This window comes from Fimbriimonas sp. LA-C6 (genome assembly GCF_055398105.1).
In genome coordinates this window covers 1,748,950-1,767,284 of the sequence record NZ_AP038796.1, presented here as the reverse complement: position 1 = coordinate 1,767,284, position 18,335 = coordinate 1,748,950, and the positions used below count along the sequence as shown (strand labels likewise).

General features: G+C 54.5%; 18 protein-coding genes. 12 read left to right on the top strand and 6 right to left on the bottom strand.

Translation table 11 applies throughout. From position 1 onward, the window contains the following. From ACZ51B_RS08220 to ACZ51B_RS08205, 4 genes are all read right to left on the bottom strand, one after another. Window positions 1–639: a hypothetical protein gene (locus ACZ51B_RS08220; RefSeq protein ID WP_464296756.1), complete on the bottom strand. Its 639-nt coding sequence runs from the start codon at window positions 637–639 to the stop codon at window positions 1–3. After that, complete coding sequence (locus ACZ51B_RS08215) at window positions 636–1,283, bottom strand: hypothetical protein (protein WP_464296755.1); 648 nt, start codon at window positions 1,281–1,283, stop codon at window positions 636–638. The genes ACZ51B_RS08220 and ACZ51B_RS08215 overlap by 4 nt, the downstream gene beginning before the upstream one ends. A 61-nt stretch (window positions 1,284–1,344) precedes the next feature. Next, window positions 1,345–2,316 carry an NAD(P)/FAD-dependent oxidoreductase gene (locus tag ACZ51B_RS08210; protein WP_464296754.1) on the bottom strand — a complete coding sequence of 324 codons (972 nt, stop codon included), beginning with the start codon at window positions 2,314–2,316 and terminating at the stop codon, window positions 1,345–1,347. After that, window positions 2,307–3,548 (bottom strand): NAD(P)/FAD-dependent oxidoreductase, encoded by a 1,242-nt coding sequence (locus ACZ51B_RS08205; RefSeq protein WP_464296753.1) that lies wholly within the window; start codon window positions 3,546–3,548, stop codon window positions 2,307–2,309. Before ACZ51B_RS08205 ends, ACZ51B_RS08210 begins: the two co-directional genes overlap by 10 nt. A 99-nt stretch (window positions 3,549–3,647) precedes the next feature. Here ACZ51B_RS08205 and ACZ51B_RS08200 point away from each other — a divergent pair, with 99 nt between their 5' ends. Further along, window positions 3,648–4,268: a 2TM domain-containing protein gene (locus ACZ51B_RS08200; RefSeq protein WP_464296752.1), complete on the top strand. Its 621-nt coding sequence runs from the start codon at window positions 3,648–3,650 to the stop codon at window positions 4,266–4,268. Here the strand turns inward: ACZ51B_RS08200 and ACZ51B_RS08195 are convergent. Beyond that, window positions 4,265–4,723 carry an N-acetyltransferase family protein gene (locus tag ACZ51B_RS08195; RefSeq protein WP_464296751.1) on the bottom strand — a complete coding sequence of 153 codons (459 nt, stop codon included), beginning with the start codon at window positions 4,721–4,723 and terminating at the stop codon, window positions 4,265–4,267. The two genes, ACZ51B_RS08200 and ACZ51B_RS08195, sit on opposite strands and share 4 nt — an antisense overlap. A 102-nt stretch (window positions 4,724–4,825) precedes the next feature. Here ACZ51B_RS08195 and ACZ51B_RS08190 point away from each other — a divergent pair, with 102 nt between their 5' ends. The 6 genes from ACZ51B_RS08190 to ACZ51B_RS08165 are packed head-to-tail and all read left to right on the top strand — an operon-like array spanning window position 4,826 to window position 10,133. Further along, a complete protein-coding gene (locus tag ACZ51B_RS08190) occupies window positions 4,826–5,536 on the top strand; it encodes a metal-dependent transcriptional regulator (RefSeq protein ID WP_464296750.1) in 711 nt (236 codons plus the stop codon). A gap of 47 nt (window positions 5,537–5,583) precedes the next feature. Next, window positions 5,584–6,687, top strand: coding sequence for a lactonase family protein (locus ACZ51B_RS08185; protein WP_464296749.1), 1,104 nt, complete (start codon window positions 5,584–5,586; stop codon window positions 6,685–6,687). 45 nt (window positions 6,688–6,732) lie between these two features. Continuing rightward, window positions 6,733–7,701 carry a GNAT family N-acetyltransferase gene (locus ACZ51B_RS08180; protein ID WP_464296748.1) on the top strand — a complete coding sequence of 323 codons (969 nt, stop codon included), beginning with the start codon at window positions 6,733–6,735 and terminating at the stop codon, window positions 7,699–7,701. A gap of 41 nt (window positions 7,702–7,742) precedes the next feature. Then, window positions 7,743–8,477: a dolichyl-phosphate beta-glucosyltransferase gene (locus ACZ51B_RS08175; protein WP_464297178.1), complete on the top strand. Its 735-nt coding sequence runs from the start codon at window positions 7,743–7,745 to the stop codon at window positions 8,475–8,477. Window positions 8,478–8,502: 25 nt separating this feature from the next. Next, window positions 8,503–9,255, top strand: a complete 753-nt coding sequence (locus ACZ51B_RS08170) for a class I SAM-dependent methyltransferase (RefSeq protein WP_464296747.1) — start codon at window positions 8,503–8,505, stop codon at window positions 9,253–9,255. Between the two features lie 11 nt (window positions 9,256–9,266). Continuing rightward, on the top strand, window positions 9,267–10,133 hold the full coding sequence (locus ACZ51B_RS08165) for a menaquinone biosynthetic enzyme MqnA/MqnD family protein (RefSeq protein WP_464296746.1): 867 nt from the start codon (window positions 9,267–9,269) through the stop codon (window positions 10,131–10,133). A gap of 35 nt (window positions 10,134–10,168) precedes the next feature. On the opposite strand, the gene ACZ51B_RS08160 is transcribed toward ACZ51B_RS08165, so the two are convergent. Beyond that, a complete protein-coding gene (locus ACZ51B_RS08160) occupies window positions 10,169–11,137 on the bottom strand; it encodes a lipase family protein (RefSeq protein WP_464296745.1) in 969 nt (322 codons plus the stop codon). A 242-nt stretch (window positions 11,138–11,379) separates the two neighbouring features. On the opposite strand from ACZ51B_RS08160, the gene ACZ51B_RS08155 reads away from it, so the two are divergent. From ACZ51B_RS08155 to ACZ51B_RS08135, 5 genes are all read left to right on the top strand, one after another. Further along, a complete protein-coding gene (locus ACZ51B_RS08155; protein ID WP_464296744.1) occupies window positions 11,380–13,665 on the top strand; it encodes a bifunctional YncE family protein/alkaline phosphatase family protein in 2,286 nt (761 codons plus the stop codon). A gap of 42 nt (window positions 13,666–13,707) precedes the next feature. Further along, a complete protein-coding gene (locus ACZ51B_RS08150) occupies window positions 13,708–14,157 on the top strand; it encodes a hypothetical protein (protein WP_464296743.1) in 450 nt (149 codons plus the stop codon). A gap of 60 nt (window positions 14,158–14,217) precedes the next feature. After that, window positions 14,218–15,027, top strand: a complete 810-nt coding sequence (locus ACZ51B_RS08145) for a polysaccharide deacetylase family protein (RefSeq protein ID WP_464296742.1) — start codon at window positions 14,218–14,220, stop codon at window positions 15,025–15,027. A gap of 19 nt (window positions 15,028–15,046) precedes the next feature. After that, on the top strand, window positions 15,047–15,742 hold the full coding sequence (locus tag ACZ51B_RS08140) for a hypothetical protein (RefSeq protein WP_464296741.1): 696 nt from the start codon (window positions 15,047–15,049) through the stop codon (window positions 15,740–15,742). A gap of 66 nt (window positions 15,743–15,808) precedes the next feature. Then, the gene (locus tag ACZ51B_RS08135) at window positions 15,809–18,334 is read left to right on the top strand and encodes a hypothetical protein (RefSeq protein WP_464296740.1); all 2,526 of its coding nucleotides are present in this window, start codon (window positions 15,809–15,811) and stop codon (window positions 18,332–18,334) included. Window position 18,335: the final 1 nt, after the last annotated feature.

Genomic DNA, 18,335 nt, shown 5'->3' with positions numbered 1-18,335 from the left:
TTACCTTTTCTGCTCTGAGTTCGTGCGCTCCAATCGCAAACCGTCGTTGCCTTCAATCGAAATCGGCATCCCTTTGTCGTCCAGCAATGTGGTGATCTCCCGAGCGGCAACATTCATCACCACTTCGTGCCCACCCTGCTTCTTACCGACATAGCTGGACTCGGTCAGCTCCCATTGAAGCTTCTCCATGTTAAAGGAGTAGGCACGGCACACTTTGCCAACCTCCGGCTTGTCCCGAATAAACCAAAACTCAGAAAACAACGCACGGGGCGCCCCATCAGCCAAAGGGACATCCACGGTATGCGCAACGCCCTTGTTCCTCACCACAACTTTCGCACCCGAGCTGTTGAAGGTGGCAATCACCTGCTTCTCAATACGTTTCCCCTCCGGCCCGGTTTCAAACAGTTTCCGAGTCGGCTGTCCCTTCTTGTCGTAGGTCGTCTGACTGCGCACAACCAGCGCAGCCCCAGGTGACTTAATAGTCATCACCAGCTCAATGAACTTGCCACCATCCGCCGTGATGCGTTGCGTGGTGCGAGCAACCCCAAGGTCCTTGCCCGCTACGGAGATCTTATAATGCGTCTGTCCAAAAGACAAACTCGCCAGGCACACAAGCCCAAGCGCCACTCCAGTTCTCATTGCCGTTCCATTCGAATCGTTCCAGCGGTGATCAAAATCGGCAAGCCCTTATTGTCAAAATACATCTTCTGCAAATTGGCCCCACGCGACTGCTCCACGTAATGAGCCGAGAGTGTTGCGCCGTGACTCTTGATCGTCTGCTTGCCCTTATAGACAGCCTTGATCAACTCCCACTTCGCGTTCTCTGCACTGAAGTGGTAGAAGGTGGCCACAGTGCCAGGCTTAGGCTGGTTCTGAATGAACCACAGTTCGGTAGGGTCCTTGATCGAAGCACCCTTAGGAGCAGGAAGTGTCTTTTCGCGGGTGTTACTCTGCGTCTTTGCGCGAATCTTTGCCGTGCCGTCCGAGGAGATATTGGCAACGAGCGTCGCGTTCACCGACTGCTTGCCAATCACCTGAGCAATCACCATCGTGACCTTTACTTGTCGCCCTTCTGAGTCCACTTCCTGGGTGGTGGTAAAGCGACCACTTTGCCCCTTAGCGCTCAGCTGGAGATCCATCACGCTCCGTTTCCCACCGCTGGAAAGCATGTGGGTCTTATAGCTGGTAACGCCGATTTTGGAGGCACCGTTAAAGACCTCGAGAAACACCTCATCATTCAACGCCGAAGTCGTGAGGAAAGGAAGAGCGCAGAGCAAAACCATATGTGTCTTATTGTGAGTGTAATGTCAGGTCTTGAACAGTCCTTTGGTTACTAAAATCGCGCTAAGATTGATTAACAAGTAGGTTGGCCACGCTTTTACCCACCTCAAAAGCATCCTCAATATGCCCACCGAGCAGCGCATCGCTAGCAATCAGCAACTTCGATCCAGGCCGGTTCACGTGGTCAAAAGAAGCGAGGCTCTCGGGCTGGCTATACTTCCATCGCATCACATCCCAAATGGTCGGAGCGCTAAACTCCTTGCCATACAGCCTCTCCAAATAGCCGCAAACCGTCTCCACCAGCCACTCATGAGGCTGCTCATAGTAGGCATGGCTAAATGCCGGGCTCATCTGAGCGACCATCGCAGTGCAACCCTCGGGAGCCCGCCCAGGCGATTTGAGCGATTCAATGCTTAACCAAGTCAGCGGATGCCTCTGCTCAGGCTCCAAAATGGCGTGATACGGTGTAGGCGGAAGTTCAGCCTTAAACCCAAGCATGATGCTGATACACGCCCGATACCGAGCGTTCGCAATAGGCTTGCTCTCGCCAAGCGACCAAAGAAGCGTGCTCGTCTGAGGGATCGGCGGCGTGAGGATGAGAGCGTCAAACTCCTCCTCCAACATCTTGTACCGATCGCCAATCTTCTCGATGGTTTCGACCTGCGTCTCCGTACGAATGTCGAGATCGTTCGCAAGCAGCTTCGCCAAAGTATTGATCCCGTTGCGGTAAACGTAGCGCGGTGTAACCCGACTGCCCGGATTCACTCGCAATCCAGAATGGATATAGATCGGCCTCTCCACAGTCACGAGGTCCGTCGTATCGAGCTCCTCCAGAATCACCTTCTGAATCGACTTCTCGCGAGGCGCGATGCTGGTAGCCCCCGAGTCCCAAACAAAACCTTCCGCCCGCCTTGTCGCCACGCGTCCACCTGGCCCACGACTCTTCTCAAACAACACGGCCTCATGACCGCTCAGCTTAAGCTGACGGGCAGCAGACAGCCCACAAATACCCGCGCCAACGATTCCTACGCGCATGGCAGAACCTTGCCCAGGACAGCGTCGGCGCATTCCAACCCAGACTGAATAGCACCGTCGATGCTGCTATTCGTAGTGAACTCGCCCACCAGGAAAAGCCCTGGCGTGTCTGTGACGTGACTTGAAAGTTGATTCATAAAACCGACCGGCTGTGCCATCTGTGCATAGCCAATTTCGTACATCTTGATAAACCGAAACGCGTCAGAAGGAAACTTAGGGAACCACGCGTGGAGCTCCTTTTGCACAGCAGGAATCAGTTGATCCTCACTCATCGGATGACTCCCCAGAACCGTCGCTGAAATGAGGTGCTTCCCCGGAGGAGCGTATGTTGCCGCCGCATTGGAAAGCGGTGCCACCTCATTGACCAACCCACCTTGCTCACCGTTCAAAACCAGATAAGGCCCTTCAACAACCGGCTCTGGAGTCTCAAAGTACAGACACGTGCTCGACTTAAACCCCTCAATAACGGAAACCCCAGTCAACCTCGCCGCTTCAGGTGCCTCGGTAGCCACAACCACACTCTGAGCCTCAATCCGTTCGCCAGACTCCAACTCCACCGCATCGCGGAGAATGGCCTTCACGTGAGAATCAACCCGAATACAATTCACTGGGATCCCCTCCGCGAGTTGCTTGGGAATACACTCTATTCCCTCACTCGGAACACAAGCCTGCCCTCGCGAAAGCTCATGAAACACAAAACAGAGCTGTCGAAGAGATACTTGAAGCGACCGATCCAAAAAGATCCCGCCAAAAAACGGTCGGGCAAATCGATCAATAAAGCGACTACTAAAACCGCGACCAAGCAGATACTGCTCAGCCGTCCCATCGGGCATCAAAGCAATCTGAGACCGACTCCATTTCGCCGCCTCAGAAGCCCAAAGTTTCAGGAGAACCTTGTCCTTCAGGCCAAACAGCTTGCTGGTCAGAGTCTCCCAAAGGCGGTCCTGATCAATCACGTGCAGCTTGCCGCCCTGAAAAACATACGACCCTGCCGCAAACTTACAAAGCTTCAAACCCTCAAGATCAAGCTCCTGGGCACCATGCGGGTACGTCTCAAAATACACCTGAAACCCGCGATCGAGATGGAAGCCATCCACCACATCGGTCTTCAGACGACCACCCACCCGGTCACTCCCTTCCAGTAACAAGATCGGGATACCCTGTCGATACAGTGCGCGCGCACATGCAAGTCCAGCTAACCCGGCTCCAATGATAACGACTGGCTTCGACATGGACTGCAGTTGTTGTACCCCTTCCGTTATCTACGCGTTCTAACTCAGGACTGCACTTTGTCCCCATAAGAGCCGCCATATGCGATACCATTCAATGGGATGGGAGAACAACGTTTTTACAGCGATGACGAAGCAGATCAGATCCTCAGAGTCGCTGCAAAGCAGGCACCAAGCGGCACGGGCTTCACCAGGGACCGCCTCGTCTCCATGGCTGCCGAGCTAGGTATCTCCGAAGAAGATGTCGAACGCGCTGAACTGCAAGTTGCCGAAGAGAACCAGCTCCAAGAAGACCGCAAACAGTACGCCGCAAAGCGCAAACGAGATCTCCTAAGCGAAGTCACCTCCTGGGGCTCAACATCCATCCTCTTACTGGGAATTAACATCCTCACAAGCCGATCCGGCGGCTGGTGGTGTCAATGGCCCATCGGCATCTGGGGCATCTTCGTCCTTAAAGACGTCTTCGAACGCGTCATGATCTCCCCCACAACGTACGAAGCAAACTTCCAACGCTGGCGAGAAAAGAAGCGCAAGAAAGAAGAGGAGAAGGCGCACGGAGGTCAATCAGCCCAAGAGCTGTTCGACAAGATCGAGGAAGAGAGCCAGGGCGACAAGAACGACGCGGTCAAGCTCTTCATGAAGTACACCGGAGCAGACCGAGCCGCCGCAAAAGAAGCGGTCGAGAACTACGAGCGCCGATGGCCAGGCACCTTCGACCACTAAATCCGGTTAGGAAACCAGCCATACAGCGCGTCCGGCAACTTCTCTTCATTCCCAGATCCATCCGTCTGTTCAATCAAGCTGAGTCCGCGCGATTCATAAAACCGTCGTGCTTCCAAATTCTGCTGAAAAACCCAAAGCCGAAAACCAGCAGGCCTATTCGTTTTGGCAACTTCTAAAAGAGCAGTCCCCACGCCCTTCCGATGGTGCTCAGGAGCAACATAAAGGTGATCCAGCTTGTCCCCTAGCAACCCAGCAAACCCAACGATTGCGTCGCCAACCTCCGCAACATAAACCTCAAGATCCGTCACAACGTGATTCTTAATCCACGCGATGGTCTCCTCATCCGTATGGAGAGCCGGAAGGTACGGCATCGACTTCTTCCGAGCATCGAGAAATATCGTAGCGATCCGATCTGCGTCCTCAGGCGTAGCTCTTCTGGTTTGGCAACTCTGCATGAAGAGGATATTTTAACCGCTTAAAGATGCCTAAATCGTACCAAAAGTAGCTAAAAGAGACTGGTAAATTTGCTGACTTCTCAGTGTCGGTAAACTATACGTATGTCTTCTAAAGAGCTATCCCTGCGCGTACCCGCATCGTGCCGTCCCGGCGACGAGCACAAAACCCAGCGGGCGTTTAGTGAAAGCGTCGAAGAATACGTAGAAGGCATCTTCCGACTCCAGAAGGAAGTAGACAAAGTCTCCACGGGCGAGATCGCAACCTACATGTGCGTCAGCGCCGGTTCGGCCACCACCATGGTGAAAAAACTCGCCGAAATGGGCCTTGTTCTCCATGAGCCGTACCAAGGAATCCGACTCACCGAGTTCGGCGAGAAAGTCGCAAAACAGCTCACCCGAGCTCACCGAATCCTAGAAAGGCTGCTTGTCGATGTCCTAGAACTCCCTTGGGACGATGTCCACGAACTCGCCTGCAAGCTAGAACACTACATCTCCGAAGATGTCATCGACAAGATCGATGTCAAACTCGGCCACCCCAAAACCTGCCCACACGGCAACCCCGTAGATGCAGACACTCCCGATCCAAGCATCCGTCTTCAAGACGCCGTCCCTGGCAAACTGGTAGTAGCCCGCATCAGCGATGAGCGCATCGAATTCTTACGACACCTAGAAGCCATCGGCCTCAAGCCAGGCGTGGAGTTCGAAGCAGTAGGAAGCACTCCCATCGACTCCCTCATCCACTTGCGAGTCAACGGTAATCCAGTCACTGTAGGCCGAGAAGTAGCCCGACATCTCTGGGTTCTGCCTGTATAGCAACCAAACAAGCGTGTAGGTGATAAGATGGCGGAGTGATCCATCTGATGCTCCTACCGCTTGCTCTCGCACTGACCACCGTCGGCACGCGTGCAGCCAAAGAGACCGACTTCTTCATCGGTACCTACACTTCAGCAAATGGAAGCCAGGGTATCTACCACGCCAAGCTGAATACCGAAACCGGCGCTCTATCTGAACCTCAACTTTCTGCGAAGGCGGACAACCCAAGCTTCGTGGCTCTCAGCCCCAACCGGAAGTTCCTGTACGCAGTGCAAGAGGGGCGCGAGGGAATGCTCAATGCATACTCAGTCGGCAAAGACTTGCAACTCACTTTCCTCAACGCACAACCCTCAAACGGTGCAGACCCATGTCACCTCGCCGTGGATCTAGAAGGGAAGAACCTCCTCGCCGCGAACTACTCAGGGGGAAGCGTAGTCTCTTGCCCAATCCAATCAGATGGCTCGCTCGGCATCTCCACATCGCTCTATCAAAACTCAGGCACCGGACCCAACAAAAGCCGTCAGGAAGGACCCCACCTCCACTCGATTTATCCCATCGTCGGCACCAAATTCGTGCTAGCCTGCGACCTCGGAACCGACGAGCTGCTCGCATTCGACTTAAACTCCGCCCAAGGCATCTTGACGATCGACAAAGTCAGAACTCACAAGCTCAAAGGAGGCGCCGGCCCAAGGCATATCGCTTTCCACCCAAATGGACGCTTCGCATACGTAAACAACGAAATGGGCAACGCAGTGACCGCCTTGAGCCTGGACAAAGCGACAGGAGCACTCACAGAGCTTCAAACCATCAGCACACTCCCCGACACATTCAAAGGAGAAAACACCACCGCCGAGATCATGTGTCACCCCTCCGGCAAGTGGCTCTACGTTTCGAATCGAGGGGACGAAAGCATCGCGGTCTACTCCATCCACTCCGACGGGAAACTTAGCCTCGTGGAGATCAAGAAACTGCCCGTCCATCAGCCACGAGGAATGGACCTCGATCCCAGCGGTCGCTGGATCGTCGTCGGAGGGCAAGCCAGCAACGATATTGTTTCTCTCGCTGTCGATGGAACATCCGGCGCACTGCGAGATACAAACTACAAAGTGAAGCTCGACAAACCAGTCTGCATCCTGTTTACCAAACCATGATCGGAATCAACATAACGACAGAAGTAGGTGTTAGAATTTCGCCTTATGGTTGAGTACCGAGGAATAAATGAAGGCGAGTGGCCCCAGTGCCTCGAACTGTGGACCACCGTGTTTGGTGTGGAAGCTTGGCTGTTCCAAAGTCTTCACGACTCAACCACAAACCGAAAACCCAAACACACGCGTGTCGCCGTCCAAGACGGTCGAGTGGTCGCAACTGTGGACATCTTCATGCGGCACCTGCGTGGACTCGATGGCAAGCCCCTCCTCGTCGGAGGAATAGGAAGCGTAGCCACCGCCGAAGACGCACGCAAGAAAGGACACTCGGGTCGCCTGCTGGAGCAAGCAATCGCAGTGATGGAGACCGAGGGATGCGACTGGTCATTCCTCTTCACCGGTGTCAATGCCCACTACGAAAACTACGGCTGGCACACAATCAACCTCCCCGAACGGATCGCCCATGTGGTTCCCGGTGAGGCCCGCCAGTTCCCCGCCTGGGAAGTCTCCCCCTACCAGCCTGGAAAAGACCACGGCCTATTTCCCGAGATGGCGAAGGTGTACGACGCCTTCAACCAAACTAGACCCCTAACACACGTCCGCACCGAGTCCTGCTGGAACATCGCCACTGCCGTTCGAATGGATCGCCCAGACAAAAAGAGCTGGGTGGTACGCCCTGCTAATGGTGGGCAAATCACCGCATACGCCGTCACACAAATCTTCCCAGATCGAATTGCCGTGAAAGAGGCATGCTGCCTACCAGGATCAGAAGAAGCGCTCGAAGCCGTACTAGAGCGCATCCGCATGGAAGCCATCAGCCGAGGAATTGTCGATCTCAACCTTCAACTCCCCAACGATCCGACCGTAAACAAAGCCCTCAAAGTCCTTGCCGAAGGCCTGGATTCCGTGAACACCTACTACGGTATGGCCCGCCCAATTGGCGAAAAAATGAGCTTAGAACAGGTGCAAGCACTGTTCGATGCACCGGGTTCTCAGCACTGGGAACTCGATGCCTTCTGAGTTTCGGGCACTTTCGGCGGTAGACTTCGGTTGATTTGTCCGTGCCGCACCTAAGCGTGGTCGTACCCGCATACAACGAAGAAGAGCGATTACCGCGAACGCTTGCTCGCCTGCATGAGTATTACTCGGCGCAGGACTACCCCTTTGATGTCACCGTCGTCAGCGACGGAAGCAAAGATCGAACGGGAGACATCGTCCGCGAATTCGCAAAAGAGCACCCTGCCTTCAAGCTCAAAGAGTATCAGCCCAACCGAGGCAAGGGATACGCCGTGCGCGTAGCCATGCTCGAAGCGCCAGGAGAGCTCGTACTCTTCTGCGATGCCGATCTAGCCACCCCTCAGGAAGAAACCGAGAAGCTCCTCAAACATGTCCTGGATGGAGCCGATGTGGCCATCGGAAGCCGCCCCCTCACCGATAGCAGGCTGGAAATCCGCCAGCCGCTCTACCGTGAGATGCTTGGCAGAGCCTTCAACAAAGCTGTCCAGATACTAGCCATCCGTGGAATCGACGACACCCAGTGCGGCTTCAAGATGTTCAAGCGAGACGCCTGCCAAGAAGTGTTCAAGCGGTGTACCCTCGACGGATTCTCCTTCGATTTCGAAGCGCTCATGATCGCACGCGATCTCGGCTACCGCATCGATGAAGTCCCCATCCGCTGGTCTCACCAAGAAGGATCCAAGGTCGTTTTGCTCCGAGATGGCCCCCGCATGTTGCGAGACCTTGTCAAGTTAAGGCTTCGAGGCAAGCGATCACGACTTCTCGTGCGTGAGCAGTGACCCGAGTTCGGTAGACTCCCTCCGCGTGAATCCCGACGAGTACACCAAAATGTTCTCGCTAGAAGACCGCTACTGGTGGTTCGTCGGTAGGCGGTTTGTAGCTCTGCGCCTGCTGCGTAAGTTCGTAGGCAAAGACCACCCCCGCATCCTCGATCTCGGATGTGGCACAGGCGTCATTGCACTGGAAATGCAGGAGTTCGGCGAGGTCGTCGGCCTAGACTTCAGCGAACTCGCCCTCAACTATTGCCAAAAACGCGGCATCCACTGGCTCCTACGCGGTGATGGCTCCAAACTCCCGCTCGCAGGTAACTCCGTAGACGCACTCATCGGCCTCGATATCTTTGAACACATCTCCGACGACGAAGCTGCCTTCCGAGAAGCACTCCGAGTAATCCGCCCCGGAGGCGTAGTCGTCCTCAGCGTCCCTGCATTCATGAGCCTGTGGGGACCCCACGACGTAGCCCTCCACCACTTCCGCCGCTATCGCCGCCAAGAAGTGATCGACAAACTAGAGAAGGCCGGATTTGAAATCGTCCGCTGTAGCTACTCCGTGTTCTTCCTCTTCCCATTCGTCGTCCTCTCAAGACTCCTAGAGAAAGGCAGAACCGGCCCAGCCAAGGCATCCCTTCCCACGTTCCCTGTCTGGATAAACAGTCTCCTGACAAGCCTCCAAAAGCTGGAAGGCAAGCTGATACAACAACTAGATCTCCCATGGGGAAGCAGCGTGGTTGCCGTTGCGCGCAAACCAGTAGGACCCAACAAGCCCGATGAGTCGTAGAAGGAATTGAAATGAGTTTTCGAGTCGGCTGCGTATCGTACGTAAACGCCATCCCCTTAGTGGCAATGTTCGAGGAGATGGGCAAAGCAAGCCCAGTCAGCGTGGTTTACGACGTCCCTTCCAGACTTCCAGCCCTACTCGATTCAGGCGACGTCCAAGCCATTCTCGTCTCCAGCGTAGACGCCCTAAGAGTCCCCAACAGAAAGATGGTCTCCGGTGTCTGCATCGGAACACGAAGCAGAGTCAAAAGCGTTCGCCTATTCTCCAGCGTCCCCTTCAATGAGATTCGATCACTCGCATTAGATCGAAGCTCCATGACTAGCAACCGACTCGCCCAAATCCTCCTCCGCGAGCGACACACAACCGACTTCGTGACCACCGAGATGGCCCCAGACCTAAAGACGATGCTGGAGAAGTGCGATGCATGCGTCCTCATCGGAGACATCGGCATGATGTCCGACGGCACTGGCCTCTACGTCATGGATCTCGGACAGGAGTGGCTAGAACTCACCGGCAAACCCTTTGTATGGGCAGCATGGATCGGAGGCGAGCACGTCAACCCAGAACTCGCCTGGTGGCTCAACCAAGCGGCCTCATGCGCGGGTCTCCAACAAGAAGGCGAGAAAGACTTTATCCGCCGCAACCGAGAAACCATGGTGGCAAGGGCCATGAAACAAGCTCACTGGCCCGAAGAGACAGTCCGAGATTACTTCGAAAACGTCATGGCCTACCACATGGACGAATCGATGCTGGAAGGTCTTCACGAGTACCAAACACGCCTCCTCAAAGACGGCTTCTCAGACGCCACCCACTTCCCCGAAATCGTACAACCATGCGAGTCATACGAACTCAGCGATCTGATCGAAATCAGGATCTAAAGTTGGCCGAGGCACCCTCCCCGGCCAATGAACTCTCAAGAGAGTAGGAATGGCGAGTTTGCCGCAGCTATCTCTGATTCAACCTTCTTGATCGCAGCAAGATAGCTGGCGACCTCATGGTTGCAAGCAGCCTTACAGAACCAGTCATCCAGCGTGTTCTGTGTCCACTTATTGCAAGTCGTCGACTCCAGCGTGATGAACCCGCCGTTGGAATTGGTCTGCTGATACACCGACTCGTAATACACCTCGGAAGCTGCAATCGACGCTGCATAGGTCGCCAATGCCTCCTGAAGAGTCACTCCTTCAAGCGTCGCGATCTCAGCGGCGTTAGGACCAGGCGAATACCAATACGACATGCCATACATCGATCCAAACACCGGACAGGTCGGCACAATGTCAACGTCCAAAACATATCGCCAAGATCGCCCTGCAAACAGTCGGTCATACTCCTTCGCAAAGTAGGTGTTCCCAGCAGCGGGCGCGGCAAAGGTGTACACACTCATCGCAGGGAGACTCTTCCCAGCCTGCTCCATCTCATAAACAAGCCACGGCGCAGCAACAGTCGCAAGGTTCCCACCCAAGCTATGCCCAACCACATGCAGCGTCTTATCAGATTCGGCAACTTGCGTCAAAACATACTGGAGCAGATCCATGGACCAACTCGGAGTGGTGCAAACCAACTGCTGCAAGTTGTTCAAGCCATCTGCCGCCCCCTGAGCAATCATCGCATTCGAATCGCTTCCATAGGTCCAGTCGACCTGCTCGAAAACGTTGAGGTCCTGCTGGAACCAGTTGTAAAAGGCGTCCCAACTGAAGTCAAACTCCGACCCACGGATAGCGAGCGCATAGACCGATTCATCCAGGATGTTCCGGGCCACATAGGCATAGTTTCCGTCATAGTCCTGATTCGCAATCCAGACCAAATTCCAACCCAATTTATGCAAGGTTGTCTGGATCTCTTTACTATCAGGAAGATAGGTGGCCTTACTTAAAAGCAGGGCCATAGTTCCGTTCATATGAGTCCTCCGGAGGTGGTTGCCACCTACCGAACTGTAACACAAATAGTATTTAAAGTTATATAAATATTTCGTAAAGTAATGACCCAAAGTGAAGGCAGTCAACCATGAAAGAGCTTAATAAGCCGTTAACATCAGGCAAGCACACTGGCCTCGTGTTACCCTGGCGAAAACTGGTTCTCGGTCTGTGTATCTTTCCTGTAGTAGGAGCGGCATGGTACGCCCGACCAATGCTGTGGCCCAACCAACCCTTGCCAGGTGGCGGACTGTTCCTCCCCAAAGGCGACCGCATCCATCCAGCCGGTGATGCCATCGATCTACCCGGAGATATGCCCGTCCAGATCCAGCCGAGCGCCGATCAAACCAAGCTCTACGTGGTCACAGGCGGATTCCACGACCACGGTCTCCAGATCATCGATCTGAACTCAAAGCATGTCACCACGGTCGGCATGCCCAAAGCCTCGCAAGGCCTAGTGATCGCCGGAAACCGCGCCTTCATATCGTCGGCAGATCAGGGCGTATCCGTGATCGACCTCACGACCGCCTCCAAGCCAACCCAATTCTCCGAGTTTCCCAAAGGCTCATGGGTAACAGGCATGGTTCAACTCCCATCAGGAGACCTACTCGTTGCCGATATCAACCGAAACGAGCTAGTCACCCTAGACAGCAACGGAAAACGCACCAAGACCCTGTCCCTCCCAGGACGTCCTTTCGCCCTCGCCCTAAGCCCAAACAAGAAAGAAGTGGCAGTTGGACTCTGGGGAGCAGGAACGGTTAGCTTCCTCGACTCAAGCTCTGGCAATGTTCTTCGCACCGTCAAGGTGGGAACGCACCCGAACTCCCTAAGCTACGCCCCCGATGGAACGCTGTTCGTCACCAACGGTTCAACCGACTCCCTATCTGCCATCCAAAACGGCAAAGTAGTGGGCACCGCATTCCTCCAAGTGAGCGGAAAACAACTCAGCGCCACACCCACCTCCTGCGCCATCACTGCAGACGGAAAGACTCTGTTCGTCGCCGATTCAGACGCCAACAACGTCGCCGTTCTCGACGTCAGCAAGCCCCAGCGCATGGTCATCAAAGGCTTCGTCCCAACCGGCTGGTACCCAACCACAGTAGCCTGCACCCCAAATGGCCGAACACTCTACATTGGCAACGGAAAGGGCCTCAAGTCAAGATCGAACAAAGGCGTCCACGCAACCGCAGCCCCCGTAGTGAGCGACGACGGCAAGTTCAAGTACGACTACATTTGCGATACGCTCGCCGGCAGCATTAGCGTCGTCGACCTATCAACGGACGCCCAACTGAAGAACTACACCGCCACAGTCCGCGAGAATGCAGGACGCCCCGGCCTGGAACACATCGATCCGGCACAGAAGAAAGAAGCAGAGCAAGCCTGGAAACAGATCAAGCACGTCGTCTACGTCATCCGCGAAAACCGAACCTACGACCAAGTGATGAGCGATCTGCCCGGAGCCAACGGAGACACCTCGCTCCTGATGTATGGCGAGCAGATCACACCCAACGGCCACGCAATCGCCAAGCACTGGGTCACACTAGATAACCTCTACTGCGATGGAGAAGTCAGCGAAGACGGACACCACTGGTGCGATGGCTCCTACGTCACCGATTTCACGCAAAGAAAATATCCCGTGAGCTACAGCGATCGCGGCGACATGAAAGACGACGACTTCAACATGTCAGTCAGCCCCGCAGGCTACCTATGGGACAACTGCGAGAAGCACGGCAAGAGCTATCTAAGCTACGGCGAAGGCGGCGAATTCAAGTCCACCCCCAACTCCCCACCCGTCTATCGCGGAGTCGAGAGCCTAAAAGGCCACTCAAGCATCGAATGGGGAATCCACAAAGGGCGAGATTACGAGAAGATCAATGTCTTCATCGATGACCTAAAGAAAGGCGAGAAAACAGGCAAGTGGCCAAACTTCATGGTGATGTCCCTAGGCGAAGACCACACCGCCGGACTCTCAGCAGGCAACTTCACTCCATACGCAGCAGTCGCCTCGAACGACCTAGCGCTCGGCAAAATGGTTGAGGCCATCTCCAAATCCAAGTTCTGGAAAGAAACAGCGATCTTCGTGATCGAAGACGACGCTCAAGACGGAGCAGATCACGTCGATAGCCACCGCACCGTCGGCCTACTCATCTCCCCCTACGTCCGCCAACAAGTCATCGACAGCACCATGTACTGCACCGGCTCCATGGTGGCAACCATGGAAAAGATCCTCAAACTGCCCCCAATGGTCGCCCACGACCGCGACGCCACACCCATGTGGAACTGCTTCACCTCCAAGCCAGACCTCACACCCTACATCGCAAGACCCGCCCAAGTCGACCTGCAAGGAAGGAACCCCAAAGGCACCGTTCTAGCCAAGCTCAGCGAGAAACTCGACCTCTCCAGCTACGACAAATCCCAACCCGGACTCCTCTTCAGCATCCTCTGGCAAGACGCCCACCCAGGTAAACCCGTGCCGAAGCTGGTCAATCGTCTAAAATAAGGAATGGCCAAACCAAGCAATCATGTAACACCCGAAAAAAGCTTGGTGCGATGGAAAAAACAGTGGGGCACCCCCATCCGATTGTCGGACGACGAGGCCGCACAGGCCTTCGAAGAGTTTCAAGACGCTTTTGTGCCCAGCCACATGCACAAGAAGTTCCTTCAGAACTTCGGCCTGCCCAAAGCATCGTTCGGGAACCGGTTTTTCGTGGACGAAGTCGTGTTCCGAGACTGGGACACTCGCATCGAAGGCCTTCTACCAGAACCCGTTGACGCCGTCGACGCCATCGTGATCTACGGCTCAGTCGATTCTATTGAAGCTCACCGTTTCCGCGGCCTCCCCCGACGATCCCTCAAAGACGTCATTATCGACGACTGGAACCCAGCCTGCGCCATCGTCCGGGCCGCCCACGCCGTCATCTACATCTTCGTCGAACTTCGAATGAAAGGCGTCGTCGTGCGCACCGTCGTGGACGAGGACGAACATTCTTGAAACCTCCAAGCCTCCATCCGCGTACCCAATAAGCACCCACATGAGGGAATACTAAAGCACATGCACTTTTTCTTGCCTGCCCTAGCTTTAGCCCTCTCTTCGGGCAGCGGTCACGGCGTTTCCCACAAACATCAAGCAAAGCCTCCGCTCATCAATACAGCCACAGAGCAGAAAAACGACCCCTATTGGCAGATGGCGCTCAAAGAGGTCTATAAATCACCAGCCGAACTCGCAGCCCAGGAAGAGCGCTACAAGCGTCGAGGCTTCACCCCAGACACGCTCCGCCACGGCGACCGAACCAAGAATCAAATCCTGCTGACCTTCGATGACGGCCCTCACCCCGACTACACGCCCAAGCTCCTCAAGATCCTAAAGGATCAACACGTGAAAGCCACCTTTTTCGTGGTCGGCAAGATGGCCGAGCAGTATCCAAACCTCATCAGAGCCATCCGCGATGGCGGGCACACCATCGGCAACCACACCTTCAGCCACGTCACCCTCACCAAGATCAGGCCACGCGACGCATGGATCGAATATCGTGCCAACAACGACCTAATCGAAAGCATCTCCGGAGTCCGAATGCGATACTGCCGCCCACCCGGAGGCGACTACAACAGGGAAGTCCTGAGAGCATCCAGCCAGGTTGGACTGACAACTGTTCTATGGACAGACGACCCAGGAGACTACGAAAATCCAGGCGATGCCATTCTCCTAAATAAAACTTTGCGTAAGATAGGACCTGGCGGAATCGTCCTGCTCCACGACGGATCCCAAAACACCTTAGACATCCTTCCGGCAATCATCAAAGCGGTTCGAAAGAAGAACTTTGAGTTTGTCACGCCAGACCAAATGCTGAATATCCGACCCTAGCCCACAGAGAGCAAAGAATATGGAAAACCGCACTCCTCCTCCACCGCCCGCCTATGGTCAGCAGTACCAGCCTGCACCCAAGAAGTCCAACGTCGGCCTCATCATTGGCATCGTGGTGGCAGTGGTTTCCCTCTGTTGTGTCCTTCCCGCGATCGTCCTAGTCGGCGGATCCTTCTGGGCTTGGAATCAGGTCTCTCCAATGGCCGGGTGCGCAATGGGACTCAGCGAAGCACAAACAGCCATGAAGCAGTACGAGAAGGAACATGGCAAGTTCCCACCAGCAGAGACATGGCAGGACGACATCAAAGAAACGTTCCGCAAAGTAACCCAGAGCGAAAATAGTAAAGAAGCCCGTTCCATTTTTGAAAGCTTCCCAGTAGACGGTGAATGGACCTGTAGCAAGAAACCTCCGACGGGAATCGCATACAACTCCGAACTAGCAGGCAAGAAACTAGCCGACCTCAAAGACCCCAACATGGTCATGTTCTTCGAAGTCGAGAAAACCGGACGAAACCTCCACGAGGTCTGGCACAAACGCTCAGACAAGTCGGCCCCCTCAATTTTCGGAGAAAAGCGCGGTTGGATAGAACTCAGAGTCAATGAAGACAGCGGGTTCGATATCGACAAAGCGCACAAAACTGGCGACGACGCAGACAAACCCACCAAAGACGCAAAGCCAGCCAAGAATCAGAGAAAGAACAGCGACGAAGACTGAAGGCACTTAGGACCCATCCCCAAGGGGAGCAGGAGAGGACCGTGATATGATCGGCACAGTACCGATATGGATCATCTGAAATTCCTGCTCTCCATCTGCGTCGCCTCACATCTGAGCATCGCCTCGGCGCAGTCGCAGAACCGCACGACCCTCGCGGAGTATCTCGCCTCAACGCACCTCCCCGGGCAGGTTCTGGCGTTGGATGCAGAAGACGTATCCATAAAGGGCAAGCCCAAAAGCCTAGCGGATTTCAAGCGGAAACTCGTCACCGTAGGCACCCTTTCAGCAGTAGTCCCAACCAACATGGTTGTCATAGACGACACCTTCAAACAACCCGCCAATATGTACGACGGGCTACCCATGAACGTGAAGGTGCTCTATCTCCTTTCAACCCTGTCAGGCTCCCAATGGAACAAAGTCACCGGAGCCGGAATCGGCCTCTCAGATCTGAATGTGGACCAAAAAGCCGTCTTCAACTCGATACTGCCGAATCCGTTCAAGTGGACCCAGCTAACTCTAAATGACCAAGGAGACACAGCAACCAACACCGAAAACACGACACTCTCCGACGAGGACCGCCAAGGCGTCAAACTCCGTGTCGAAAAAGAAATCCACTTTGATGTTTCCGATCAAAGTGGTCGCGGCAGATCCACCTTTCACCCCTGGCCGCATTCCGGCGGGCCATACGAGACACTTTACATGCGGAATGATGACGCGGATTACAACCGCTCCGACACCTTCGGAGTGCAGGTCAAACAGTCCGTCCCCAACAAGCTTAAGCCAAGCCAACTCACCTACAGCGAGGCAATATGGAACACAACCGTCCCCATAAAGAGCTCCCAAACTGTAAAGGAACTTCTTCAAAAGATCAGCACCGCAACTGGAGCAGAAATCCACGCCGATCTTCGCGTGGCCGACCTCAAAGTGAGTTGCTCCGGACAATCTGCCCGCGCCGGTGACCTCCTCCAATCACTCGCAATGGCCGTCACCGGCACCTATCGCAAGGTGGGCACCGCATACGTCCTCTGCTCAGACCTCATCGGATTAGGAACCAGAAAGCTCCTTCACGGCATCTGGGGAGAAGAAATCCAACAGGAAATCTGGAGAAAACGCTCGGAACTTCTAGCATCACTCGCTGCCACAGGCAAGATGTCCCAGGTCAAGTTCAGTGCAAACAACCCATTGGCACCGACAAGTGCTCTTCAATCCGTACTTAAAGCCAACGATTCAAACTCCAAAGACGTCAAGACACCGTTCACCCAACTCACCCCGGCCATGCAGACCTTCGTCAACAGCCAGCTCAAGATGTACCGACTGCAGAAATTCGATGGAAACAATGTTGTCTTAGGCTCCGACTATCGATTTGGCTTTACCCTCCCATCTGGCCAACGTCTCAATTGTGAGAGCCAGGGCATAAGTTCTCCCAGGGAGCTTCAAAGTCTTCCGAAGCCGCCAGTAGACTCTTCGGTTCCAAAAGGTACCCCCGTCGTCTTAACCGAGGTCTCAAAACAAAACTCCATCTTTATCGCAGCTTCGGAGGTATCGCAACTGACAACCCTCATCCCAGCGCTCACGAAGAAAGGAATTGCCAACATCGCGGTCCAAACTCGAAGCCTTAGCGTCCTTTCCAAGGCCGTAGAACTAGGACAACAGGCTGGGATCAACGTAAGTCTCGTCATCCATCCATGGGCTTCTCAAAACCCTTCAAGTTCTGACATAGACAGAACACTTTTAGGCGACCGGGCCGAGCAACTTCGAACCAGAATTGCCAAATCCACGACCTGGAAAACCTCGACCAAGCAAATACCAGGCGAAGCAGAGGACCTCATAGAGGAGTCAATCACCCCAAGCGATCCACATCTGCAAAGTCACATAAACGCCATCGCCGAGCTGGCCGCTGTCCCGGGCATTTCAAGCATCTACGTTCTGAATTGCGTCCCCAAAGGATACGAAGGAAGTCGCGATAGATCGGTCCCAAATTCCAGGAGCTTTGCCCAAGCGCAGCTTTTCGGCTATTCCGTCTCTCAGCGCCTCGCCTTCCTGCGGGAGAAGGGCATCGATCCGATCGACATTGCCTGGGAGATGGTGAATGGCTACGTAGACCTTCGCCAGCCATTTTTCTTGGACGACGCAATGCGAGGTGGCAGCTCCATCTACGATGGCACCGACCAGCCCAAACCAGCAATGAGAACCATCCTCCAAGATTGGGACACATTCCTCTCTAACAAAAACCGAGCAGAAGTAACATCTTTACTCAACCGGCTCTCTGCAAGAGTTTCAACCATCTATGTCGAGCCCGCATCAAAGACCGTGAACGCTGGTGCAATGCGCTCACTAGAACTCTTCCCATGGAAGCCCGGACAAAATATTCCAACCTCCGGCGAAGGCTTCTTTAGCGGACCAAACGGTCCGGCCAACGGATCTATAGCCCACTTAGCCATCGAATATAAGAACCGAACCCTCGACTTCAACACTCGAAACATGCTCAAGTATTTTCTGGCAAACAAACAGTTCCCCTTTGCCTTGGACCTCACCACCATTCCAACTGATGAGATCCAGAAGCTAATCGACGAACTGTTTACGACGAAGTAGC